Source organism: Poseidonibacter lekithochrous (assembly GCF_018861145.1).
GTDB classification, from domain to species: Bacteria; Campylobacterota; Campylobacteria; order Campylobacterales; family Arcobacteraceae; genus Poseidonibacter; species Poseidonibacter lekithochrous_A.
The window spans coordinates 29,081-54,801 of sequence record NZ_JAHKQT010000031.1; the positions used below are offsets into that span (position 1 = coordinate 29,081).

General features: G+C 27.1%; 24 protein-coding genes. 14 read left to right on the forward strand and 10 right to left on the reverse strand.

The genetic code is table 11. The features are described 5' to 3' along the window. Positions 1 to 86: 86 nt before the first annotated feature. The 8 genes from KO488_RS11485 (at position 87) to KO488_RS11520 (ending at position 6,376) form a co-directional block, all read left to right on the forward strand. On the forward strand, positions 87 to 752 hold the full coding sequence (locus KO488_RS11485) for an amino acid ABC transporter permease (protein WP_228319155.1): 666 nt from the start codon (positions 87 to 89) through the stop codon (positions 750 to 752). Positions 753 to 886: 134 nt separating this feature from the next. After that, positions 887 to 2,332 (forward strand): Fe-S cluster assembly protein SufB, encoded by a 1,446-nt coding sequence (gene sufB / locus KO488_RS11490; RefSeq protein WP_216058958.1) that lies wholly within the window; start codon positions 887 to 889, stop codon positions 2,330 to 2,332. A 21-nt stretch (positions 2,333 to 2,353) separates the two neighbouring features. After that, on the forward strand, positions 2,354 to 3,109 hold the full coding sequence (sufC, locus tag KO488_RS11495; protein ID WP_216058959.1) for a Fe-S cluster assembly ATPase SufC: 756 nt from the start codon (positions 2,354 to 2,356) through the stop codon (positions 3,107 to 3,109). Next, positions 3,096 to 4,130, forward strand: coding sequence for a SufD family Fe-S cluster assembly protein (locus KO488_RS11500; protein WP_216058960.1), 1,035 nt, complete (start codon positions 3,096 to 3,098; stop codon positions 4,128 to 4,130). Before sufC ends, KO488_RS11500 begins: the two co-directional genes overlap by 14 nt. Further along, positions 4,123 to 5,307: a cysteine desulfurase gene (locus tag KO488_RS11505; protein ID WP_216058961.1), complete on the forward strand. Its 1,185-nt coding sequence runs from the start codon at positions 4,123 to 4,125 to the stop codon at positions 5,305 to 5,307. Before KO488_RS11500 ends, KO488_RS11505 begins: the two co-directional genes overlap by 8 nt. Positions 5,308 to 5,320: 13 nt before the next feature. Then, positions 5,321 to 5,728: a SufE family protein gene (locus KO488_RS11510; RefSeq protein WP_216058962.1), complete on the forward strand. Its 408-nt coding sequence runs from the start codon at positions 5,321 to 5,323 to the stop codon at positions 5,726 to 5,728. 9 nt (positions 5,729 to 5,737) lie between these two features. Continuing rightward, positions 5,738 to 6,082, forward strand: a complete 345-nt coding sequence (locus KO488_RS11515) for a metal-sulfur cluster assembly factor (RefSeq protein ID WP_216058963.1) — start codon at positions 5,738 to 5,740, stop codon at positions 6,080 to 6,082. A 48-nt stretch (positions 6,083 to 6,130) separates the two neighbouring features. Then, a complete protein-coding gene (locus KO488_RS11520; RefSeq protein WP_216058964.1) occupies positions 6,131 to 6,376 on the forward strand; it encodes a hypothetical protein in 246 nt (81 codons plus the stop codon). Between the two features lie 6 nt (positions 6,377 to 6,382). On the opposite strand, the gene KO488_RS11525 is transcribed toward KO488_RS11520, so the two are convergent. Continuing rightward, positions 6,383 to 7,246, reverse strand: a complete 864-nt coding sequence (locus KO488_RS11525; RefSeq protein ID WP_216058983.1) for a DMT family transporter — start codon at positions 7,244 to 7,246, stop codon at positions 6,383 to 6,385. A 97-nt stretch (positions 7,247 to 7,343) separates the two neighbouring features. Between KO488_RS11525 and KO488_RS11530 the strand changes: the two genes are divergently transcribed. Together KO488_RS11530 and KO488_RS11535 are read left to right on the forward strand one after the other, a co-directional pair. After that, positions 7,344 to 9,065 (forward strand): ATP-binding protein, encoded by a 1,722-nt coding sequence (locus KO488_RS11530; protein WP_216058965.1) that lies wholly within the window; start codon positions 7,344 to 7,346, stop codon positions 9,063 to 9,065. Then, on the forward strand, positions 9,058 to 9,747 hold the full coding sequence (locus tag KO488_RS11535) for a response regulator transcription factor (protein ID WP_216058966.1): 690 nt from the start codon (positions 9,058 to 9,060) through the stop codon (positions 9,745 to 9,747). The genes KO488_RS11530 and KO488_RS11535 overlap by 8 nt, the downstream gene beginning before the upstream one ends. 53 nt (positions 9,748 to 9,800) lie before the next feature. On the opposite strand, the gene KO488_RS11540 is transcribed toward KO488_RS11535, so the two are convergent. The 5 genes from KO488_RS11540 to KO488_RS11560 form a co-directional block, all read right to left on the reverse strand. Further along, positions 9,801 to 10,667 carry a delta-class carbonic anhydrase gene (locus KO488_RS11540; protein WP_216058967.1) on the reverse strand — a complete coding sequence of 289 codons (867 nt, stop codon included), beginning with the start codon at positions 10,665 to 10,667 and terminating at the stop codon, positions 9,801 to 9,803. 143 nt (positions 10,668 to 10,810) lie between these two features. Then, the gene (locus KO488_RS11545; RefSeq protein WP_216058968.1) at positions 10,811 to 12,052 is read right to left on the reverse strand and encodes a TolC family protein; all 1,242 of its coding nucleotides are present in this window, start codon (positions 12,050 to 12,052) and stop codon (positions 10,811 to 10,813) included. 9 nt (positions 12,053 to 12,061) lie between these two features. Then, complete coding sequence (locus tag KO488_RS11550) at positions 12,062 to 15,190, reverse strand: efflux RND transporter permease subunit (RefSeq protein WP_216058969.1); 3,129 nt, start codon at positions 15,188 to 15,190, stop codon at positions 12,062 to 12,064. An 8-nt stretch (positions 15,191 to 15,198) separates the two neighbouring features. Continuing rightward, positions 15,199 to 16,266, reverse strand: coding sequence for an efflux RND transporter periplasmic adaptor subunit (locus tag KO488_RS11555; RefSeq protein ID WP_216058970.1), 1,068 nt, complete (start codon positions 16,264 to 16,266; stop codon positions 15,199 to 15,201). Further along, on the reverse strand, positions 16,259 to 16,873 hold the full coding sequence (locus KO488_RS11560) for a TetR/AcrR family transcriptional regulator (protein ID WP_216058971.1): 615 nt from the start codon (positions 16,871 to 16,873) through the stop codon (positions 16,259 to 16,261). The genes KO488_RS11555 and KO488_RS11560 overlap by 8 nt, the downstream gene beginning before the upstream one ends. 185 nt (positions 16,874 to 17,058) lie before the next feature. On the opposite strand from KO488_RS11560, the gene KO488_RS11565 reads away from it, so the two are divergent. Then, positions 17,059 to 17,607: a YceI family protein gene (locus KO488_RS11565; RefSeq protein WP_216058972.1), complete on the forward strand. Its 549-nt coding sequence runs from the start codon at positions 17,059 to 17,061 to the stop codon at positions 17,605 to 17,607. A 52-nt stretch (positions 17,608 to 17,659) separates the two neighbouring features. Here the strand turns inward: KO488_RS11565 and KO488_RS11570 are convergent, their stop codons facing one another. Then, entirely contained in the window at positions 17,660 to 19,114 is a 1,455-nt protein-coding gene (locus tag KO488_RS11570) for a protein adenylyltransferase SelO (protein WP_216058973.1), read from the reverse strand. A gap of 159 nt (positions 19,115 to 19,273) precedes the next feature. On the opposite strand from KO488_RS11570, the gene KO488_RS11575 reads away from it, so the two are divergent. Next, positions 19,274 to 19,651: a thioredoxin family protein gene (locus KO488_RS11575; RefSeq protein WP_216058974.1), complete on the forward strand. Its 378-nt coding sequence runs from the start codon at positions 19,274 to 19,276 to the stop codon at positions 19,649 to 19,651. Between the two features lie 4 nt (positions 19,652 to 19,655). Here KO488_RS11575 and KO488_RS11580 read toward each other — a convergent pair whose 3' ends face one another. Then, positions 19,656 to 20,657: a tRNA pseudouridine(13) synthase TruD gene (locus tag KO488_RS11580; RefSeq protein WP_216058975.1), complete on the reverse strand. Its 1,002-nt coding sequence runs from the start codon at positions 20,655 to 20,657 to the stop codon at positions 19,656 to 19,658. A gap of 156 nt (positions 20,658 to 20,813) precedes the next feature. Here KO488_RS11580 and KO488_RS11585 point away from each other — a divergent pair, with 156 nt between their 5' ends. Together KO488_RS11585 and KO488_RS11590 are read left to right on the forward strand one after the other, a co-directional pair. Then, on the forward strand, positions 20,814 to 21,899 hold the full coding sequence (locus KO488_RS11585) for a methyltransferase (RefSeq protein WP_216058976.1): 1,086 nt from the start codon (positions 20,814 to 20,816) through the stop codon (positions 21,897 to 21,899). Between the two features lie 22 nt (positions 21,900 to 21,921). Beyond that, positions 21,922 to 22,269 carry a nucleotide pyrophosphohydrolase gene (locus tag KO488_RS11590; RefSeq protein WP_216058977.1) on the forward strand — a complete coding sequence of 116 codons (348 nt, stop codon included), beginning with the start codon at positions 21,922 to 21,924 and terminating at the stop codon, positions 22,267 to 22,269. A gap of 14 nt (positions 22,270 to 22,283) precedes the next feature. Here the strand turns inward: KO488_RS11590 and KO488_RS11595 are convergent, their stop codons facing one another. After that, positions 22,284 to 23,888 (reverse strand): cation:proton antiporter, encoded by a 1,605-nt coding sequence (locus KO488_RS11595; RefSeq protein ID WP_216058978.1) that lies wholly within the window; start codon positions 23,886 to 23,888, stop codon positions 22,284 to 22,286. Between the two features lie 119 nt (positions 23,889 to 24,007). Beyond that, positions 24,008 to 25,459, reverse strand: a complete 1,452-nt coding sequence (aldA, locus tag KO488_RS11600; protein WP_216058979.1) for an aldehyde dehydrogenase — start codon at positions 25,457 to 25,459, stop codon at positions 24,008 to 24,010. Between the last annotated feature and the right edge of the window lie 262 nt (positions 25,460 to 25,721).

The window sequence follows — 25,721 nt, forward strand, 5'->3', positions numbered from 1 at the left end:
ATAAAGAAAACAACTCCCTTTCATGGGGAGTTTATTTTTTCAATTTTATCTTTTTAAGTATAATCATAGTTACACCTGTTTATTTTATGTTTGCAAATATTTCTTATGACTTTAATTGGGAACATGTTTACGAATATAAACAAAAATTTATCAATGGTTTTTTAATGACCATTACTATTTCTTTTTTTGCTCTAATTTTAAGTTTTATAATAGGTCTATTTTTTACTTATGCTCAGAACTCTAGACTTATTATTTTAAGATTTTTTGCAAGATTTTATATTGAAATTATTAGAGGAACACCTTTGCTTGTTCAAATTCTAATATTTTTCTATGTTTTTGCAAATAATTTAGGTTTTGAAAACCGATATATAGTAGGAACCTTTATCCTTGCAATATTTTCAGGAGCTTATGTATCTGAAATAATAAGAGCAGCTTTACAATCAATTGATAAAGAACAGTATGAAACAAGTATAAGTTTAGGAATGTCAAACTACCAAACATATAGATATATAATCTTTCCTCAAGCTTTTAAAAGAATGCTTCCATCACTAACTGGACAGTTTGCTTCTATTATTAAGGATTCATCTTTATTATCAATTATTGCAATTTCTGAATTTACTATGAATGCACAAGAAGTTGATGCAATTACCTACTCAACACTAGAGAGTTATATACCTCTTGCAATTGGATATTTATTATTAACCTATCCTATTTCTTACTATACAAATAGATTAGAAAAAGATATTAAATAACCTTTTTTATACACTTAACTTATAAATAGGATATATATTGTCCTATTTAAGTTTCGTTTAATTTAATTACTGTTATATTTCAAATAGGACAATTAATGTCTTATTTAAAAAATTGAATAATTATGGAGTCAATTATGAGTGAGAATAAACACATTCATGACGTTATTAATAGTGAATATAAATTAGGATTTGAGACTTTAGTACAAAGTGATACTTTTCCTAAAGGACTAAATGAAAATGTTATAAAAGCAATATCTGCCAAAAAAGAAGAACCTTCTTGGCTATTAGATTTTAGGCTTAAAGCTTATGATAAATGGTTAAAAATGGAAGAGCCTTCTTGGGCAAACTTAAAATATCCAAAAATAGATTATCAAGATATTGCATACTATTCAGCACCTAAAAAAGCTTTGGACTCTTTAGATGAAGTAGATCCAGAAATATTAAAAACTTATGAAAAACTAGGAATACCCCTAGAAGAACAAAAACAACTAGCGGGTGTTAAAACTGTAGCTGTTGATGCCGTATTTGATTCTGTTTCAGTTAAGACAACTTATCAAGCAGAATTAGAAGAATTAGGAATTATCTTTTGTTCAGTTAGTGAAGCAGCAAATAGATTTCCAGATTTATTAAAAAAATATCTAGCATCTGTTGTACCTGTTACTGATAATTATTTTGCATGTTTAAACTCGGCTGTATTTACAGATGGTTCATTTGTTTATGTTCCACCTAATACTATATGTCCAATGGAGTTATCTACGTACTTTAGAATTAATGCTTTAGATACTGGACAATTTGAGAGAACAATTATTATATGTGATGAGAATTCATATGTTTCATACAATGAAGGATGTTCTGCACCAACTAGAGATGAAAGACAACTTCACGCAGCAGTTGTTGAACTAGTAACACTTGATAATGCACAAATAAAATATTCTACTATTCAAAACTGGTATCCAGGTGATAAAGATGGAAAAGGTGGAATTTTAAACTTTGTAACAAAAAGAGGACTATGTCTTGGTGATAGCTCAAAAATATCTTGGACACAAGTTGAAACAGGTTCTTCTTTAACATGGAAATATCCATCATGTATATTAAAAGGTGATAACAGTGTTGGTGAATTTTATTCAGTAGCTATTTCATCAAAATCGCAACAAGCGGATACTGGAACAAAAATGGTTCACTTAGGTAAAAATACTAAATCAACAATTATTTCAAAAGGTATTTCAGCAATGCATGGAGTAAATGCATATAGAGGATTAGTTCGTGTTGGGAAAAATGCAAGTGGTGCACGTAATATTTCAGAATGTGATTCACTTCTAATTGGAAACACATCAAATGCGCATACTTATCCATATCATGAAGTGAGAAATATGGATGCAATTATTGAACATGAAGCTACAACTTCAAAGATTTCAGATGAACAACTTTTTTATATCTCACAAAGAGGTATTAGTGAAGAAAATGCCATTTCAATGATTGTAAATGGTTTCTGTAAAGAAGTATTAAAAGAGTTACCAATGGAATTTGCTGCTGAAGCAAAAGAATTATTAAATATATCATTAGAAGGGAGCGTTGGTTAATTTAACCAGCAAACAAAAATTATGTTAGAAATAAAAGATTTAAAAGTAAATATAAATGATAAAGAGATTTTAAAAGGCTTAAACTTAAATATTAAAGAAGGTGAAGTTCATGCTTTAATGGGAATTAATGGAGCGGGGAAATCAACTTTAGTTAAAACATTAAGTGCTCATTATGACTGTACTGTAACAGAAGGTTCAATTACATATAAAAAGAAAAACTTATTAGATTTAGATGTTTCAGAACGTGCTAATGAAGGTATTTTTATGAGTTTCCAAAACCCTATTGAAGTTCCAGGAGTTAACAATAGCTATTTTCTAAAAACTGCAATAAATGAGAAAAGAAAATATGCAGGACAAGATGAAATTGATACTATGGATTTTTTAAAAATCATTAAAGAGCAAACATCTAAATATAACCTTGATAAAAAACTTTTACAAAGAGATTTAAATGAAGGTTTTTCAGGTGGTGAAAAAAAGAGAAATGAATTAATTCAATTACTACTTCTTGATCCAGATTTAATTATGTTAGATGAAATAGATTCAGGTCTTGATGTAGATGCTATTAAAACAGTTGCAAATGTAGTAAATGCAATGCTAGATGGTAAAAAGTCTGTACTTATGATTACGCATTATGATAGATTATTAGAATTAATTAAACCTGATTTTGTTCATATTTTAAATGACGGACAAATTGTAAAAACAGGAGATTACTCTCTTGCTTTAGAGCTAGATGAAAAAGGCTATGAAGGAATAGGAATTAAAGATGAGACTAAATGATATTGAAGGGTTAGTTCTACCTGCTAAAAAAGATGAAGAATTTATAAAAGTAAATTTTGCAGAACTATTTTCATATGATTTTAAAAAAACTCAAAACTATGACTTAGATATTATAGGACTGAAAGTAAAAAAAGATACAAAAGAATATGCAAATTCATTATTTGAGATAACAAAAAATATAGATAATAAACAAGTGATTTTAACAATAAACGCTAATACTCCAGAACCAATTTGTTTAATTCATAAAATAAATGAAGATGAAACATTTTTTACAAACTCTTTAAAAGTTGAAGTTAAAGAGAATGTAAAAGCATCTGTGATTGAAGTTTTTACAAATACTTCAACAAATAGTGCATATTGCGTAAATAGATCTTTTGAAGTAAATGAAAATGCAAACTTAGAGTATGCAAAAATTCAAGATATAAATGATGCAAACTATTTGCTTTTTAATTTAGATATAGATCAAAAAGATAATTCAAAGTGTAAAATTACAAACTTTGAATATGGGAATGGAATAATTATCAATAATATTATAAATATATTAGATAATAAAAATTGTGATTATGAGTTAAATTCATTAGTTAAATCTAATGACTCAGCAAATACAGCAAATGTAATAAAAACAGTACATAATGGGGAGAGTTCAATAAGTAATATAAACTTTAAACATTCATTAAAAGATCATTCTCGTACAGTTTTCAAGGCTTTATCAAGAGTAAATAAAAATGCACTTTATACTAAAGCATTTCAAAATTCAAATACTATTTTACTTTCAAATGATGCAACTATTTATGCACAGCCACATTTAGAAATTTTAATAGATGAACTTGAAGCTAGTCATGGTGCAACAACAGGAACTTTAGATAAAGATCAATTATTATATTTACAATCACGTGGAATAAATAAAAACTTAGCATATGAAATACTTTTAAAAGCTTTTGAAAGTAAAATATATGATAATATTGATGATAAATTAATTAAAGAATTTATGGATTCATATAAAAGGAAAAACTATGTTTAAAAAAGATTTCACATATTTTGAAAACTCAGACATAGTCTATTTAGATAATGCAGCAACTACTCAAAAACCAAAAGCAGTAGTTGCCTCGCAAGTTGAGTATTATGAAAAATATTGTGCAAATACACATAGAAGTAATTTTGGTGATGCAAACAAAGCAACACTTAAATTTGAAAATGCAAGAAAAACATTAAAAGAGTTTATAAATGCAAAAAATAAAGAAGAGATAATATTCACAAAAGGTGTAACTGAATCTATTAATTTTATTGCAAGCTCTTATGCAAAAGATTTTAAGACAATAATAATATCTTCGCTTGAACATCATTCAAATATCGTGCCTTGGCATATACAAGGAAGAAGTTTAGGAAAGGGACTTGAAGTTGTAAAGTACAATAAAAACCTTGATTTTGATATGGAACATTTTGAAGATTTATTAAAAGAAAATCCAAAATCTTTTGTGAGTATTACACATATATCAAATGCCTTTGGAAAAATACATGATATTAAACAAATTATTTCAATTGCTCATAAATATGATGCAGTAGTTATGATAGATGGAGCTCAAAGTTTGGCTCATATGAAAGTTGATATGCAAGAACTAAATGTAGATTTTTTTGCAATTTCAGGACATAAAACATTTGCACCAACAGGAGTTGGAGCTATTTATATAAAAGAGAAATATTTAAAAGATGTAAAAGCTTATCAAACAGGAGGAGCAACTATAGATCAAGTTGATTTTAATTCATCAACCCTATTGGACGCACCTTTTAAATTTGAAGCAGGAACACAAAATATAGCTGGAATAATAGGATTTGGAGAAGCTTTAAAGTATCTAAACCATATTGGTTATGAAAATATAGAAGCTATAGAGAAAGATGTTTTTAACTACTTAAATAAAGAGTTAGAAAAACTTCCAAATATTATATTTTATAATGACATAAGTGATTCAATTGGAAGTAGAAGCTTTAACTTTAAAGGTCTTATTCATGATGATGTTGGTATTTTAGTTGACAAAATGAAAATAGCATTAAGAGTTGGTCATCATTGTGCACAACCTATTATGAAAGACCTTAATATTAAAGGTACAATACGAGTATCAATTAGTTTTTATAATGATTATAGTGATGTTGATAAACTAATTGTCTCACTAAAAAGAGCTTTACAAATGTTAGAGAATTAAAATAGGATTAAAAATGAGTATTGAAAAAAGAGTAACAGATATAAAAGAAGATTTAGAATTTTTTGAAGATGAATTACAAAAATATGAATATATTATTGACTTAGGAAAAAAACTAGACCCTTTAGATGAAAAATATCAAATACCTGCAAATTTAGTACATGGTTGTACTTCACAAGTTTGGTTAATATGTGAACAAGTTGATAATAAACTTATCTTTAAAGGAACATCTGATGCAATAATCGTAAAAGGTTTAGTTTATATGATTTTACAAATATTTTCAGATTCTACAATTGAAGAATTACAAGAAATAGATATGGATATTGTTCATGAACTAAATTTAAGTGAAATAATAACACCAAATAGACAAAGTGGAGTTATTGGAATGATTAAAAAAATTAAAGAATATGCACTAAAAGCTTAAAGGATTAAAATGTCAAGTAATTACAATTTTGAGGAAATAAGAGAAAAGATAATAGAAAATCTAAAAAATGTATTTGATCCTGAAATTCCTGTAAATGTTTATGATTTAGGATTAATATATGAAATAAATTTTGAAGAAAAAGAAGAAGGCTTATACTGTGTTATAATGATGACTTTAACAAGCCCTGCATGTCCTGTTGCTGGAACAATAATGGAGCAAGTAAGACTTGTAACACAAGCTGTTGAAGAAGTAAATGAAGCAAAAGTTCATATAACATTTAAGCCAAGATGGACAAATGATATGGTTAGTGAAGAAGGAAAAGAAATTATGGCAGCTTCAGGAGCAGTTATATAAAATGGATAATAATACAAAATCACATCATAATTATGTAAGAATCGGCAAATGAAATCAATCAATCGATCTGCAAAACCTAAAAAAAGTAATTTAGGTAAAATACTTTTTTTTATAATATTAATTATGATTGCAATATTTAGCTACTTATTAACAAAAAAAACTCCTAGTAAAAAGCAATCTAATGCCTTTAGTGCTTTATATTCAGGGGAAAGTAAAACTAACAACACAAGTCTACCTGAAAAACTAAAATGGTCAGATTCATTCAAAGGAGTTAACAATATGGGAAATAAATAAATTTATTTATTTTCTAGAAAATATTGATAGTAAAATTCCAATAGATATAATAACTGTTGAAAGTGCTAAATCAAAAGTAAATAACTCATTTAAGAAAATTACACTAAATACAATCGAGATTATAGGTACAAATAGCTGAATTACTGAAGCTGTAATAATCTGCATTTGAGGTAGTACTTTATACCAAACCACATAACCAATAGCTGATGTTAAACTTCCAGAAAGCAAGGCTAATAAAACTCCATTTAAAGAAGAATGTAAAGTATTTATATTAAATAAAAAATAAAAAACTATTCCTATAAAAGTAGCTTTTAAAAAGTTATCCATAGTATTTGATATTGCATCTGTAGATTTTTTACCTAGTATTGAATAAAAAGCCCAGGCTATACCTGATAAAACCATCCAAAAAACATGTATATAGGATAAGTCAAAACTTTCTTTAGGATAAAGTAAATATACTAAACCAAAAAAAGCGACGATCATTCCAAAGATTTTTTGTAAGCTTATTTTTTCTTTTAAAAATAAAGAAGATAATAACATAGTAATTTGAACAACCCCAAATAAAAGTAAGGTCCCAAGTCCTGCATCTAGATTCATGAATGAATATGAAAAACAAATAGCATATATAAAAAGCATAAAAGATGTAGTCCAATTTGTTTTTAAGGATAAGTTAATTTTTTTATTTTTGTAATAATAAAGTGATAGTAAAGTAAGTGCTCCAAAAAAGAGTCTAAGAAAAGTAAAAGAATAAGCATCAATATAGTTATTTACAAGTGCAGCCTTACAAAGAATAGAATTTAAAGCTAAAAATAGCAATGATAAGATTGTAAAACTTAATAGTTTCGTAGTTTCTTTATTTATTGTAATCATTCTCAATAATATATTAACTTTTCTTTTTTTTAGCTCAAAGTAGTTATAAAAATACCAAAATAAAAATATTAAAATGAAAAAATCAAAAGGAAGCTTATTGAAGATATTAATAGTTTTAATTATACTTAATAGTATTTTATTCTCAAAGATTGCTATTTTAAATGAAAAAGAGAAAGAATGGCTAAATAAAGATTATAAAGTAAAAGTAAGAGTTGCAAACTGGCCTCCTTTTCAAATGTATAAAAATGGTAAAGCTTCAGGGATTTCAGTAGATTATATTATCAAAATATTTAATAAATATAATATTAAATATGAGTTTATCTCTACAGATAAATATGCATTTTCACAGGTATTAAATGAAATTAAAGATAAAAGAAATATAGATTTACTTCTTACTTTAAATCCAACAGAAGAAAGAAAAAAAGATATGCTTTTTACTCTTCCTTATTTATCTCATCCTAGAGTTATATTTACAAGAAAAGACTACACTTTTGTTGCTGGAATTAAGGATTTAAGTGAAAAAATAGTCTCAGTACAAGATAAATTTGAAATATATAAAATCTTAGAAAAAAAATATCCAAAAATTAAACTTTATCCAATAAATTCTAATCAGGCGACAAAAGATTCACTAGAGGCAGTAGCAGTAGGAAAAACTGACGCTTTTATTGGTAATTTAACTGTAGGAAGTTTTATTATCCAAGAAAATGATTTTAATAATTTAAAAGTAGCAGCACCAACTGAATTACCAAATCATAAAAATGCAATGGCCGTTAGAAATGATTGGGGTGAACTTGTATCTATTATTGATAAAGAACTCAAAACATGGACAACTTTTGAAAAATCTAAAATAAGAGATAAATACTTAACCATGTATGACCCTAGTAAAATAGACCTAAATAAGGTACTTTTAATAATAACTATTTTAATTTTTCTATTTTGTTTTATTATAATTGTTTTTTATTTCTCTAATAAAAGATTAAGTAAAGAGATTAAAAAAAGAAAAGATATTGAAAAAAATTTACAAGATGCAAAAGCTGAGCTAAAAAAAGTAAATACTAACTTAGAAGATAAGATTAAATATGAAATAGATAAAAATAAGAAACAGCAACTTATAATGATGGAGCAAAGTAAACTAGCACAAATGGGCGAAATGATTGCAAATATAGCTCATCAATGGAGACAACCACTCGCTCAAGTAAATTCATCTATTTTAATTATAGATACAGTACTTGAAAGTAAAAAATTTCAAAATGAAATAATTGAAGCTAAAATGTTAGAAATAGAAGATTTAACTCAATATATGTCTAATACTATAGATAATTTTCAGAACTTTTTTAATCAAGATAAAATAAAAATAGATTTTTTTTTAAGAGAGATTATTGACAACTCAATATCTATTATAAAAGGGACTCTTTGTTCTAATTTTACCCAAGTAGAAATTAATGTAGATAAAGACTTAAAGGCTATAGGATATCCTATGGAATTACAACAAGTATTAGTAATAATCCTTAGTAATGCAAATGATGCTTTAATGATAAGAAAAATACCAGATCCAAAAATATTAATAGATATTAAAGATGAAAACAATACTTATATTATATCAATATCAGATAATGCAGGTGGAATTAATATAGAAAGACTTGAACGAGTATTCGAACCTTATTACACAACAAAACATAAATCGCAAGGAAGAGGAGTAGGTTTATATATGGCAAAAATGATTATAGAAGATGGAATGAAAGGTAAACTTACACTTAAAAATAATGAAAAGGGAGTATGCTTTAGTATACAAATTTTAAAAGAGATAAATAATGAATAATACTAAATATGACTATAGTATTTTACTTATAGAAGATGAAAATATACTCCGAAAAAATTATATAATATATCTAAAGACTATGTTTGAATTTGTATATGAAGCTACAGATGGAGTAGAAGCGTATAATATATATAAAGAAAAAAGACCAAATATATTAATCATAGATATAAATATCCCAAAAATAAATGGACTTGATTTACTTCAAATGATACGACAACACGATCATACAACAAAAGCTATTGTATTGACAGCACACAAAGATAAAGATTTTTTATTACAAGCAACTAAATTGAAATTAACAGATTATTTAGTAAAACCCATTTCAAGAAGAGCATTAAAATTATCACTTGAAAAAGTTATAGATGAATTAACAAACTTCAAAATAACTGCTCTAAAAAATAAAATATTAAAAGATGGTTATATATGGAACTACGATTCTGAAGAACTTACATGTAATGGAAAAGTAATTCATCTAACTAATAAGGAAAAGTTAATTTTTACTTTATTTATGAATAACTTAAACTCAGTTTTATCAATAGATAAAATTATATATAGTGTGTGGGATGAGTATTTAAAAAGTCATGAAGATTCACTTAAAACAATACTTAAAAAATTGAGAAGAAAATTACCTAATGGAATAATAATAAATATTCATAGTATTGGATATAAAATAAATGTTTAGAAATAAACTATCATTTTTATCTTAGGAAAACCTAAAATAAAAATGATAAGAAATTATTTAATATTTGAAAGTAAAGCAGGATTAATTACAAGATTTCTCACACCATGTGCATGATCTTCTTTAAATGTATTACCTTTACACCACTGACCAACTGTATTAATATTTACTTTTGCAACTTTTGGTCTAACACTCCAAGATACTTGTAAAGGAGAAGCTTTTTCATTATATCCAGGACCTGTAGTAGAACCAGCATATTGTACTGGAGTACCTGTATTTGTTGGAATATTTAAAGCTTGATTTAAACCATTTTTAACACCATATTTAGTTAATTCATTAAAATCAAGTGCATTTTTATCATTTACTAATACATATACCTGTGTTTCAACTCTTAATTGAGGATTCATAATAGAATCACTTAAACAAGAACCTAACGTTGGTCCAGGATTTACTTTTGCAGTAGAATGAACATAATGAACTTCAATAGTATCACCTGAATTTAAAGATCCATGTTTACTTGGACAAATTTCATTTTTAGGTGCAAGTAATTCTGCTGTAGTTAAAGAACCATTAAATTTATATCCACTTTGATATCCATGACCATCTCCATTTCCTGCAAAGGTAGTAAACTCTCCACCTTTATGTTCTGCATTTTTATGGAAATGAATATTACAAAGATTCATTTCTGAATATTCTGGTGCAATATTAAAAGCTCTAGTATTTTTACCAAGTACAGAATCGATATCTCGTGGAGCTTGAGGACCAAATCCTTTACCATCTGTATTTTTTGCTAACATTGCTCTTTGTTCTTTAATCATACCATCTGTAGCCATATGCATTGCATGATGCTCAGTATTTACACAACCTGTAAAAATCGATATTGCAGTAAGTGTTGCTAGTGTTCCAATAATTTCTTTTCTCATTTATACTCTCCTGAAGTGTTTTTAACTACTTTTAATACATAACAAAAGTTCGCTATTTGCCTAGGATTAAACATTAATTAATAGAATATTATAAAAGAAGAAAGTAATTAAATAGTGACTTTTTAAGAAACAGAAGAAAACTTCTATTTCTCAAATATTCTATCAAGGGTAGAGACTGCTAAAAATTTATCAAAATAGGCTCTATTTAAACCTTGTTTTGACTGAGTTAATAAGTAGTTTGCATCTGTTAAATCAGTACTAGTAGAGATACCTTCATCAAACCTATTTTTAACTATTTGATAATTCTCTTCTGCTTGTTCTTGCGATAAACTTGCTGTATTAAAGTTTTCTATTGCAACTTCTAGATTTGAAATTGCATTTTCATATTGAAGTTTAATATCAAGTTTTGTTTTATCTAATTGAGTTTTTGCTTTTAGATATCTAGTTCTATAAATATTTCCTTTAGTATTATCGAATCCACCATTGTATAAGTTCCATGAAGCACTTAAACTTGCAATATTTTGATTTTTGTAATCACTTATATCTTCATAATATTCATTATGAGATATTGAAGCATCAACTTTTGGATAAAAAGAACTTTTTATTGATTTCTTTTGTTGTTTTATCGCTTCTAAATTCATATTTAAAGCTTGAATTTCACTTCTATTATCTAAAAGTTTCATATCATAATCAGATGTTTTTAGCGTTGTATTACTTAACTTTTCTATACTTTCAGAAGATAAGTCCATACCACCTAAAATATTTGATAATGTATTTTTTGCTGTTTTTAAATCGCCCTTTGCTTTTGCAACATTTTGTTTTGCAGAAGACATATTTACTTGAACTTGAAGTAAATCATTTTTAGCAATTAAACCTTGTTCATATCTATTCTTTGAATCAATATATTGTTCTTGAAAAAGGTTATAAGCACTTTTAAAAGTTTCAAGTGCATTTTCTTTATCAAGATAATTTATATAAGCTATTTTAGTATTTAAAATAATATCTTGTTTTAAGGCATTTAATGAATACTGTGAACTTTGAGATAAAAACTTTGAAGAGTTTCTATCTGAAATATTTTTAAAACCATTGAATAAGTTATAAGAGACCTCAGCAGAAAAAGTAGCATCTGTATCTACTTGAGTAGGATAAGCTATTTCATCTCTATTATTATATACAAAACCTAATCCTACTTTTGGTAAGAAATCTGCATCATTTAACTTTACATTTTCTAGTGATTCTAGATAATCAAAGTTTTTTGCTTGTACCTCATGATTATTTTCTAGGGCAATATCAACAGCTTCTGGTAATGTTAAAGCATTTATATTAACAGTTAAAATCGAAGCTGCTAACATACTTAGTATTAGTTTTCTTTTTATATTTTTCATTTATTTCTCCTATGCTTTACTAACATCAACTGGTTCTTTTGTTTTTCCACCAATTCTTTGTTCTAATTTTATAAAGAACATTAAAAGAGCTGGTGTTACAAAAATTGTAAATACAGTAGAAAGCGCAAGACCACCTGTAATTACAGAACCTAAACCTCTATAAAATTCACTTCCAGGCCCTGGAAGTAAAACAAGAGGCAACATACCAAAAATAGAAGTTAACGAAGACATATAAATAGGTCTAATTCTTGTTCTTGTAGCTTCTACAACTGCTTTTTTATGATCATAGCCTTCATTTTTAATTAGATTCTGACTTTGGTGCACTATTAAAATTGCATTATTTACAACAATACCAACTAGAATAATAAAGCCTAGCATTGTTAAGACATCTAAAGGTTGCGGTGCTATAAATGTATTTGTTAAAGCAAGTCCAATAAACCCACCAGCAGTTGCTAATGGCACAGTAAACATAATAACAATAGGATACAAGAAGTTACCAAATAATGCAGACATTAGTAAGTAAATAATTATAAGTGCTAGTATAAAGTTTAACTCAAGCATTGAAATTGTTTGTGTTAATTTATCAGCTGTTCCAGAAATTCCAATTTCAACACTGTTTGAAATTTTTCCTGAATCTTTCATTTGATTAATCATACCCTCTAATGTAAGCATTGTTTCTTGTATTGTCATAGTAGCAGGTGGTGTTACTTGTAATGTAATCGTTCTTTTTCCTGCTAGGTGTCTAATTTCTGAAATACCTGTAATACTTTCAGAAGTAGCTAATGATGATATTGGTAATAATGAAGAATTTGGCAATGCTATTTGAGTAGCCATAATATCTTCAGGTGTTTGAATTTGCTCTTCATTTGCTTTTAATACTAAATCCATTTTCTTTTTACCATCTTGTTCAAAATCAGATATTTTTCTTCCGCTCATTAGAACATCAATAGTATTTCCTAAATCTAAAGAACTCATACCTAAAGCTTTTAAAGCATCTTGATTAGGTTTAATTCTAAACTCTGGATAAAGTAACTCAATAGATGGTACAGGTCTAACTTGTCCACCTTTTATAACTCCTCTAGAAGCCATAAATAATTGAGTTCCAACTCCTGCAATATCTTCTATCCTCTCACCAGAAATATCTACATTAACAGTTTTACCCTCACCTATTCCATTTTCAAAAACACCTGATTGTAAAGATACACCAAAAATTGATGGCATAGAGTTTACTATTGGTCTAAAAAATGGTATTAGCTCTTTTGCTCTACTTTCATGCATAGATGTTCCACCAAAAAGGTTAAAGTCTCCAAAAGAAACATAAAAGGCACGACTTAATCCAGGAACTCCATCTACATCTTTATTAATATTCGGCTCTATTTTTTTCATTAAATACTCACCCATATCATATCTTTCTTGATATGATAAACCAGGTGGTGTAATTAAGATATTAAAAATTAAGTTTTTATTACCTTGAGGTAAATAGTCTAATTTTGGGAATAATAAATAAATTGTTGAAGCAGATAATATTCCTAAAGTTAAAATAGTAGCTACTTTTGTTAGCACAGATTTTAATGACCAGTTAACAAAAGACATAAAGAAATCAACTATTTTATTTCCAAGTTTTGTTAAAGCTGTCTCTTTTTTAATCTCTTTTCCTGACATACTTGCAAACTTTTTCCATAACATTGGAATAACCGCAATTGATACAAATAAAGAAAAAGATACAGATGATACAACAGCAATTGCAATATCTTTGAATAATTGTCCAGCTTCATCTTCTAAGAAAATGATTGGTAAAAATACTGCCATAGTTGTAGAAGCTGATGCAATTAATGCACCCCAAACTTCACTCGTACCTTTATATGCAGCATCAGGAATACTCATTCCCTCTTTTCTATGTCTATCAATATTTTCTAAAACAACAATAGCACTATCAACTAACATACCAACAGCAAAGGAAATACCAGCAAGTGAAATAGTATTTAAACTTCTATCAAGTGCTGATAAAATAATAAATGTACCAATTACAGAAATTGGAATTGCAATAGAAACAACAGCTGTTGGTGAAATAGCTCGTAAGAATAAAATTAGCATAAAGATGGCTAATACACCACCAATCATAATATTTTGTTGTACTAAATCAACAGAACCTACAATATATCCACGTTGATCATAAATCCAAATCATTTTTAGTTTTTCTTTTTCTAAAATTGTTGCATTTAAATCATTTACTACTTTTTCAACTTCATTTGTAAGTTGAACTGCATTTGCGTTTGCAGTTGGTTGAACTCCTAAGAAAATACCATCTTTTCCTAAGAACATAGCAACAGATTTTGCTGTTTCATATCCAAAATTAACCTCAGCTACATCACCTAATGTTACTCTTTGTTCTCTATTTGAAATAAGAATAATATCTTTTATATCTTGTGCATTTGAAAACTTATGAACTGTTCTAATTCTATACGAACGCCTTCCTATATTCTGCACACCTGCTGATACATTTATATTTTCATTTTGTAATATTCTTGTAACATCAGCAATTGTAAGATTATATGATGCAAGACTATTTAAATCTAAACTAATTTGCATCTGCTCTTTTCTTCCACCAGCTGTCATAGTTCCAGAAACTCCAGAAACTCTTTTGATAGAAGGAACAATTTCATCATCGAAAAAAGTTTTGTACTCATCAATATGTCTTGGATTATTCTCTTGTGTTTGAAGCATCATCCAAATAATTGGACTTGCACTTGCAGTTTCAATTATAGGTTCTTCGGCATCTGCTGGATAAGAGCTTACTTCATTTAATTTATTTGAAACATCTTGAAGTGCAGCTCTTATATCAGTACCTAATGTAAAAGTAAGAGTAATCTCACCCATATTATCTTGTGAAGATGATTCATACTCTATTAAGTTGTTTAAACTCTTTAAGGCATCTTCTTGATCTTCTATAATCTCCCGTTCTATCTCATAAGGAGTAGCACCTGGCCATACAGTTGTAATTTTAATTTCTGGCTTACTAACACTTGGTGTTAGTTGATATGGTAATTTATCTAAAGAGATAAACCCAAATAAAACCACAATCAAAACTGAAACTATTATAGTTACAGGATTTTTAATTGAAAATTTAATTAAATCCATTATTTACCCTATTTCACTTTTTCTTTATTATCTTGTTTATTTAAAATCTTTACATCCATTTTAGGGAAAACTCTCTCATTTCCTTTAACAACAATATCCATTCCTTCAACTAAACCTTTTCCCGCAATCGCAGCATTTGTTCCTTGGAAACCTACAATTTGAACAGGAATCATTACAGCTTTATTATCAACTACTGCAAATACAACATCCATATTAAATCTATTAATTACGGCATCTCTATTTATTAGTAAAGCTTGTGTTTTAGCATTTTTAGCAAAGCTAACTTTTGCTTGTGCTCCATCGTAAATAAACATATCTCCAACATTTGCTTTAAATCTAACAGGGAAAGTTCTAGTTAGTGTATCTCCACTTGGAATTGCCGCATATAATTTAGCTTTTACAATTTTTTCAGAAATATTTACATCATAAACATCACCTGTTTTTAGACCATTTATAAAACTAAGTGGTAAATTAAATATAATTTGAACTTCTTGTGTATTCACAATAGTTGCTACTTTGGAACCTATATTTAACCATTCTTTTATATTTACATTCTTTTCTACTATTACACCATTAAATGGAGCTTTTATAACTTTTTTAGATTTTTGAATTTTTAATTCATTTAATCTAGATTCTGAAGAGATTAAACTTTCATTGGCTACATCATAGGCTAATTTTGAATCATCAAAAACTTTCTGAGCAATAGATTTTTTTGCAAATAAAGCTTTATATCGTAAGTAGTTTTTCTTTGTATTTTTAAGTTGCACTCTATACATATTAACTGAAGATTCAGCTGCTTTAATTTGTGCATTTAAAATATCTGAATCAATAGATACAAGAATATCACCTTTTTTTACTTTTTTTCCTACTTCAAAATTTATCTTTTGTGCAATTCCTGAACTTTGACTTGCTACTTTTGATTTCTTATCAAAAGATACAGTTCCTACAAATTCTTGCAAAGGATTTACCTCTGAAAGTTTTATAACATCTGTATTAACTAAGGCCGTTCCCTCAGCATTTATATTTGTAAGTGTTACTAAAAATAAAGCAACACTTATTATTAATTTCTTATACATTCTTTTTTCCTTTTTTTATTTCTATTAAATCAAATAAATTATTTATAAAATTAAGACATATCTCTTCTGGATTAAAATCAACTTCCGTCATTTTCTTTAAAACAAGACCTTTTTCAAAAACGATTAAAGATTCACAAAAATCAATAGATTTTGGCATTAAATCACCTTCATCTATACCTTCTTGAATTACTTTTTTTAATTGATTATGAAAAAAAACATTACATGTATCATTAAAATCAATCATCTTTTCATCATTATCAGATAAAACAATAGATAAATACTCTTTATAACCATTAAAATGTTTTAAATTTTCTTCACTATTATCAATTACAAAATTAAAGAAATGAAAAACTTTTTCTCTTGTTGACTTTAAATCTTTTATAGATTTTAAAAAATTATTATGATATTTCTCTATATGTATATTTATAATTTCAAAAATTATATCTTCTTTATTTTCAAAATATCCATAAACAGTACCTTTGCCAATTCCAGCAGTTTTTGCAACCTGAGCAACTGTTATTTTTTTAATACCAAGGTCATGAATTAAATCACTACATGCCAGTGCAATATCTTTTCTTTTCTGTTCTTTATCAACAATTTTTGGCAAAAAGTTTCCTTTTATTTATTTTGACTGACTATTGGTCAGTTAAAAGTTTAGCTTAAAACTCTTAATTAAATTTAAAATTGACCAATAGTCAGTTAAAATTACAAATCTTTTTTTTAATTCAAATAAAACTAAGTGGTTATTAAATAATATTCATGTACATTTTAGTAAACAAGAAAGGATTTACAATGAAAAAAATATTATTAAGTTCAATTTTAGCATTAGGATTAAGTATTAATTTAAGTGCTTATGAGATTGATGGTGATTTAGGTGTACAATGGACTGGATATAAAACTGCAAAAAAAGTTGCTGTTTCTGGTACTTTTAAAGATATAAAAATAAATATTAATAAAAGTGAAAATTTATCAGAGTTTTTAAAAAGTGCAAAAGTAGCTATAACAACGGCATCATTTGATTCTAAAAATCCAGGAAGAGATAAAAGTATTACTAGTACTTTATTTTCTTTAGCAAGTTCAGAAACTATCTATGGAAATATAAAAAGTGTTGATGAAGAAAATAAAAAATTAATTTTAAATATGACTATGAATGAAGTTACAAAAGAAGTTTTAATGTCATATGATATGAAAGATTCAAAAATTGTAGCAAAGGGAACTATTGATATTTTGGATTTTTCTATGAAAAGTTCTTTTTTAGCATTTGCAAAAAAATGTGAAGTTTTTCATGAAAACAAGTCATATTCTGAAGTAGGAATAGCATTTACACTTCCATATAAATAAACCTAAACAATAAAAATTAATAGCTCTTTTGGGGCTATTAACTTTTTATTATTTAAGAAGAACAAGAAAGTTTAATATTTGCAAACTTCATGGGTGTTGGATTTGAATATCTTTCATATTTAGAATGCTCTTCATATGGATTTTGTGCAATTTCTAATAAATCATTTACCAGTGAATAATCTCCTGTATGTGCTAACTCAATTGCTTCTTGAAGCATATAATTTTTTATTATATATTTTGGATTTACTTTCTTCATTATTTCATTTCTTTTTGAAAAACTATTCTCTTGTATCTCACAAACTTTTTTATATGAATCAAACCACTTTTCTATTGGATCTCTAAATACACATAAATCTGTAATATATGATAAGTCATCAAAAGATTTAATAGAATTTAATCTATGAAAAAATACATTATAATCCATTTTAGATGTTTCTAATGCTCCTAAAAGTTCTAATATTAAATCTAAATTGCTATCTCCACTTTTACTTGCAATTAAACCTAATCTTTCATTCATCAGTTTTAAATATACATTTTCATGTTGAGGAAGAAATGTTTTCATGTATTCAAGAAGTTTACTTTCATCACATATCTCTTTTAAGGCATTAGCTAACACTATTAAATTCCATCTTGCGACATAGGGTTGATTATTATAAGAATATCGTCCTTCCCCATCAGTATGATTACAAATACAATTTTTATCAAAGTAATCCATAAATGCAAAAGGACCATAATCAATAGTAACGCCAGCCATTGAAAAATTATCAGTATTCATAACTCCATGCATAAATCCATATACTTGCCAACGTGCTAACATAGAAGCTGTTTTGTCAACTAGAGAATAAAACATTTTTTCATATTTTCCCTCTACTTCTTTTAAATGTGGATAATTTTGCTCTATTACATAATCTGCAAGTTTTGTTACATTTTCTTTTGAATTTTCTGTATTTGCAAAAAATTCAAAAGTACCTATTCTTATCCAAGATGATGACATTCTTAAAACAATAGAACAAGATTCTTTTTCCCATTCTCTATGCGCATATGTATCCGAATCAATAATAGCTAAGGCTCTTGTAGTTGGAATATCTAAAGCATACATTGCTTCACTAATAATATATTCTCTAATTGAAGAGCGTAAAACTGCTCTACCATCTCCTCGTCTTGAATATTTTGTAGGCCCTGAACCTTTTGTTTGTAAGTGCCAAGAATTTATATTTCCTAAATTTATAGCCCTACCATCTCCTAATTGTGGTACAAAATATCCAAACTGATGACCTGCATATACCATAGCATAAGGTTGTGAGTTTTCTAAAGTTTTTGTACCATTTAAAAAATCTAAAAACTCTTGTGTTTCACACTCTTTATAATCTAAGTTTATTAAATCACAGGCTTTTTTATTAAAGGATACTAGCTTTGGATTTTTTAAAGGTGTTGGTTTTAGTTTTTGATATAATTTTTCATCTATTTTAAAATAATCCATATCAACTTTTAATTTACTTAATTTCATAATTCTTCTCTTTTAATAAAATATATAATTGTAAGAAATAAGATATCAAAACTATTTAGAGAATAAGATAAAATTTGTCTTCTTTTAATTTACAGTGCTGTCTTTACAAAGACTACACATATAAAAACTATACTTTGTCAAATAAAAAGGATTGATAAAATGAAGAAATTATTTCTACTTTTATCTCTTAGTTTTTCATCATTATTTGCATTTGAGCATTTAACTCTTGAAAACATTGAAGATAAATTAAAGAACAAAAATGTAATTATCGATTTTTATGCTACTTGGTGTCCATCTTGTAAGGTTTTAGGTAAAAACTTGACAAAATATAATACAAGCAAACAAAGTGATATAGAAATTTATAAACTAGATATAGAAAAACAAAAACTTCTTACAGCACAATTTGAAATTAAAGCTATTCCTACTTTAATATATTTAGAAAATGGAAAAATTGTTGCTAAAGAAATTGGAGTTCGAAGTATTGAGCAACTAAAAGATTATGAAAAAGAGTATTTTACAAGCTCTTCTAATAAATAGAAACCTAAGCTCTTAGGTTTCTATTAGCAATATTCTCAATTAAAACTGTAGCATATGAGCCTTTTGGCAAAGTAAACTTCAACTTACATTTTTTAGTATTTTTATCATAGTTTACATTTATATTTGTAGGATAAACAATCGCATCCCTTCTGTAGCCTTTTTCTTGAATATAAGTATCATCATATTTTTCTTCAATTTCTCTTGCATCTTTAATACTTCTAAAAGCTTTATTTCCTGGTAATAAACCTGTCGGAACAATTTTCTTATTATTAAAATCATTTAGCATTTGTGGTGTTAAGTTTTTTGGTGTGAAAAACTCATCACTTCTATATTCTCTAAATACATCACCATCCATTGGAACAAATGTATCTTCACATAAACTCAATCTTTCAACTAACCATTTATTAAAAAAATCACTTTGATAAGCAGACACTAACATCTTAGATATTTTTCTATCTTTTATTTGATAATCTTCATAAATATATCTTCTAGCTTTTTCTAAGTTATCTTTACCATCTCGTCCAAATCTTTGGTAACCAAAATAGTTTGGCATACCAACATTTGAAATCTCTTTTAAAAGTTTTTCTATTTTTCCTACATCTTGGGCTTTAACTTCATGAAGATTTATTTCAAAAGAATTTCCTATTAAATCTCCAATATTTAGTTTTGTTCCATGAAGTGTAGTTTCTAAGATTTTGATTTTATTGTGTCTAAATTGTTTTAAATCTTTTGAATACTTTTTGGGAATTGATATATATTGTGTTGTTGTTGCATTTTTATCTTTAAGTCCAGCATAGCCTAATTCATTTTCATAAATTCGAAGGCCTTTTGATAAACTTTCTAATAAATCCCAAGTTCCTAATCTAGTTTTTTTAATCTTTGCAATTATAAAATTACCTCGACCTTTAAAAGGGATTGGAACTTCTTCAACAATAAAATCATCAACATTTTGATAGAATTTAAAATCTAATTTTTCGTGCTTTTGTAGAAACTCTCTTTTAATCATAAGTTATATCTTTGTATTTATTTTTTGCAATTATAGTCTAAGTTTTATTTACTTTTCATTGCCCAAAATACTTAAGCTGAAATCTAAAAATTTATCCCAATCTTAAAATAAGCCCTTATACAATAAAATGACCCATAATATAAAGGGAATAAATACATGAATAACAATATACAATCAATCAAAGCAGATAGACCAGAGATTATAACAACAGAAGTAGAAGCAATAAGTTTCTACCGTAAAATGGACACTAGTGCAACTGTTCTTGATATGATTGCAGGTAAGTACGTAATCGTCGAAGAATACTATAGTAATGGATTAGAAGTCTTAGCCGAGCTTAAAAAAGTTCTTTTAAAAACATTTACAGATAAAAGTTTTAAAGGTCAAAGAGAATATCGTTCTGCATTTAGAGAAGCTTCGCATAGATTACTAATAAAAGTAATAGATAATAAACTACCTTTAAAAAAAGCTCCAAATATTGGATGGTTAGAAATTTTATATCCTGAAGTAAAAGATTTTTATATCTCATATCCAGATATTCAAGGAATGAATAGTTCATGGCAATGGTATAAAAAAGGAATAGAGATTAAAACATTAGACTTAAATATTTATCCCTATTATGGAACATATTTTCCTACGAGATTTGATCATCTAAAACTATTTGATAAATGGCTAAAAAAATATGATGGTTCAAAAGAAAAAGCAATTGAGATTGGAGTTGGCAGTGGTGTTTTATCTTTTCAGTTAATTCAAAATGGATTTAATAATATTACAGCAACAGACACAAATAAAAATGCAATTATTGGAGTAGCAAAAGAGTCTCAAAGATTAGGTTTTGAAGATAAGATAAGTTTAAATCATGGGGATTTATTTGAAAATTGCGAAGAAAAAGCAGATGTAATAGTTTTCAATCCTCCTTGGTTAAAAGCTAAGCATAAATTAGAAGAGGGAATTGATAAAGCTATGTATTATGAAGATGAACTTTTTCCAAGATTCTTTGAACAAGCTAAACAACACTTAGAACCTGAGGGGAAAATAGTATTAATATTTTCAAACTTTTCAGAAGTAGTTGATAAAGAAACTCCACATCCAATAATAGAAGAGTTAAGAAATAATAATCGATTTAGAAAAGACTTGCACTTACGAAGAGATGTTAGAGCGTCATCTAAGCGAACAAAAAGAACAGATAATAGAGAAAATGAAAAAGTAGAGTTATGGGTATTAGCTCATAAAAAAGAGAAATAACACTATTTGATAAAGGATTACCATGGATATGCAAAATATAGAAAAAATCATAAAAGATTTTTCAAAACAAAGAGATTGGGATAAGTTTCATAATCCAAAAAATATTTCGATGGCACTAAATGTTGAAGCTTCAGAGCTTTTAGAAATATTTCAGTGGTTAGACTTTGATCAATCAGCAAACTTAGATAAACAAAAACATCAACATGCAAAAGAAGAAATAGCTGATATTGCAGTATACTTAATAAGAATGTGCATGACTTTAAATATAAATTTAGAAGATGCAATAAAAGAAAAAATGAAACTAAATGAACTAAACTACCCTTTAGTAGATGAAAATGGTGAAAAAATTATTTACGGAAAGAAAAAGTAACAAAAGTTTCGTATTTAATCATTGCCTGATGCTTTTTCAACTAATAAATCGGCAACTTCATGTTGAGCTAAGACAAAAGACTTAATAGGTAAATCTCTTAAGCTCTTTTTTTCTTCAACAGTATCTACATTTAGAATAATATTCATATCTTCTTTAAATGATAAAAGTGCTTCACAAATAAGCCGCTTGTTGCTTAGGTTATGTACTGTAATAATTATGCTTGATGCTTCATCTACTTTTAGAGATTCTAAAACAGGAGATTTATTTAAGTGTCCAAAATAGGCTTGATATCCTCTTTTTTGTGCAAGTAATACATGTCTTAAATCATCAGATATGATAACAAACTCTTCTTTTTTCTCTTCTAGTTGTTTTGCTACTATTCTTCCAAGAGTAGAATATCCACAAAGTATGATATGATTTTTAGAATTAATAGGTGTAATTTTATCTGATTCAAAGAACTCTACTACAAAAAATGAAGCAAGTTTATATATATTATTTACAATAAAAGGTGTAATAATCATGGAAAGTACAGTAACTAAAATAAGAAATTCACTTAATTCATCTGTTAGAAGAGTATTGCTTGAAGCCAATGCAAATACTGCAAAAGAAAATTCACCAACTTGAGATAATGCAAATGCAGCTTTAAGTGAATCACTTTTATTAGCTTTTCTTTTTATAACAAAATATATTACCAATGCTTTTATAATCATTACTGATAACAATACTATAAAAATATAATGAAGATTATAAATAAAATATGTAATATCAATCTTTGTTCCAACTGAAAAAAAGAAAGCACCTAAAAGCAGATCCTTATAAGATGAAATATCTGATTCAACTTTTACATGATAATTTGTTTCAGCAATAATCATTCCTGCGATAAAAGCACCCAAAGAGTAAGTAAATCCAATTTCATGTGCTAATAAAGATGTACCTATAACAATAGAGAAAACCGAACCTAAAAAAAGTTCTTCTAACTTAGCTTTAGTAGCAAAATATAAAAACCAATTTAAAAGTTTTTTACCTATTGTAAACATAAATAATATAATTCCAGCTGCAGATACAGATGTTTGAAGTAAAACTTCAGAAATAGAAAGTGTGGAATTAGATAAGAAACCAATAAGTAGTAATATTGGGATTACTGCTAAATCTTGAAAAATCAAAATAGCAGTTGATTTTTCTCCATAAGGTGTATAGATATCTTTTGACTGTTTTAAATAAGTTAAAACTACAGCTGTAGAAGAGAGTGAAAAAGCAAGTGAAATAATAATAGATGAAGTAATATCAATTGAAAATACATAGTATGAAATCATAAAAATAATAAGAGTACTAATCCCTACTTGTAAAAAGCCATTTAAAAATAAAATCTCTTTCATTTTTTTTAACTTAGATACAGACATTTCAAGACCAATAGTAAACATTAGAAAAACTATTCCAAACTCAGCAATTAATTCAAGTGCTTGTAGGTTATTTTGATTATTAAAGTGAAAGATATTATTTATAATAGTACCTGTTATTATATAACCTATGATATGAGAGATACCCCATTTTTTTAAAAAGATATTTAAAATTGTTGCTAGGGCTAAGGATATAAAGATAATAACTAAAATTGATTCCATTTTGATATTTTAGCTAAAAATGAGGGATTAGTTCAATTATTAAGTATATTAGCTAAACAAATAGATTTAAATGTAAACCAAAAAATAAATATTAATTGATTTACATCTTTTTTTAAAAATTATTGTTGTTTATTCATATCATATTGAAGATATACAACTTTTGTTTGTAAAAACTCTTCTAAACCATGTTTACCATCAGCTCCACCAATACCAGATTTTCGCCATCCTGCATGGAAACCTTGCATAGCTTCAAAGTTTTCTCTATTTATATATGTTTCACCAAATTTAATCTCCTTACAAGCTCTCATAGCTAAATCTATATTTTGTGTATAAATTGAAGATGTCAACCCAAACTCACTATCATTTGCCATTTCTATTGCTTCATCAAATGTTTCAAATGTAACTACAGGAAGAACTGGCCCAAAAATTTCTTCTTTAATAATTCTCATATCTTGTTTTACATTTGTAATTACTGTTGGCTCATAATAAAAGCCATCAACTCTTGATGAAGGCTCTCCACCTAAAGCAATCGTGGCTCCCGCTTCTTTTGCACTATCAACTAATGATTGAACATGAGATATTGCAGCTTGATTAATAAGTGGTCCCATAGCTACTTCTTCTTTTAATGGATCCCCATAAGTTACTTCTTTCATAGATTCTATCAATTTTTGAGTAAACTCTTTTTCTATACTCTTATGAACATATACTCTTTCTGCACAATTACAAACCTGACCATTATTTATAACTCTAGAGTTTTTAATAGCTTCAACTGCTAAATCAATATTAGCATCCGCCATAACAATTGCAGGAGCTTTTCCTCCAAGTTCTAAAGAAACTTTTGTTACATTTTTAGCTGCAGTTTCCATAATCTTAACACCAACAGGAACACTTCCTGTAAAACTAATAATACCAACTTTTTCATTTCCAGCTAAAGTATTTCCTACTTCAGAACCTGTCCCTGAAACTAGATTAAAAACACCCTTTGGCAAATCAATCTCATCAACAAGTTTTGCAAACTCAAAAGCATTATTTGGTGTTTCACTACTTGGTTTTATAACTATTGTATTACCTGTAACTAATGCAGGTGCTAATTTTCTAGCGATTAAAAAGAAAGGGAAATTCCAAGGTAAAATACCAGCAGCAACACCAATTGGAAGTTTAAATAAAAATATATTTTCATTAGGTCTATCACTTTGGATGATTTCACCTTCATATCTTCTAGCCCATTCAGCCATATAATCAAGATAATCTGCTGTGAAATTTACTTCAACAAGAGCTAAATCTAAAAGTTTCCCTTGTTCTTCAGTAATAGTATTTGCTAACATATCAGCATTATCTCTTATCTTTTGAGCAATCTTCTTAAGATATGAAGCTCTTTGAATCGCAGGAAGTTTTTCCCAAGATTTTTGAGCTTCAAAAGCAGCATTTACAGCTATATTCACATCTTCTTCTGTTCCTTTAGGAATATAAGATATTATCTTTTTATCAGCAGGATTTATTACAGGTATTGTTTCATTTTTTGAAATAAACTCACCATTAATATACATTTCATAGACTCTATTCTTTGACATAAGAAACTCCTTTGAGTTAATATTTTTTATATATTAAGAAATTACTACTTTGTTATTTCCACTCTCTCTTGCTTCATATAAAGCTAAATAAGCTTTGAAAAAAACTCATCACTTTAACGATAATAATATAACACTAATTATTTAAGTTTAATCTTAAATAAATCACAAGTAAAATACTATACATTTCTTCATTTAAATTCAAAGATAAACTTAGATATAATCACGTCAAATTATAATACAGATAGGACTTTCATGAAAAAAC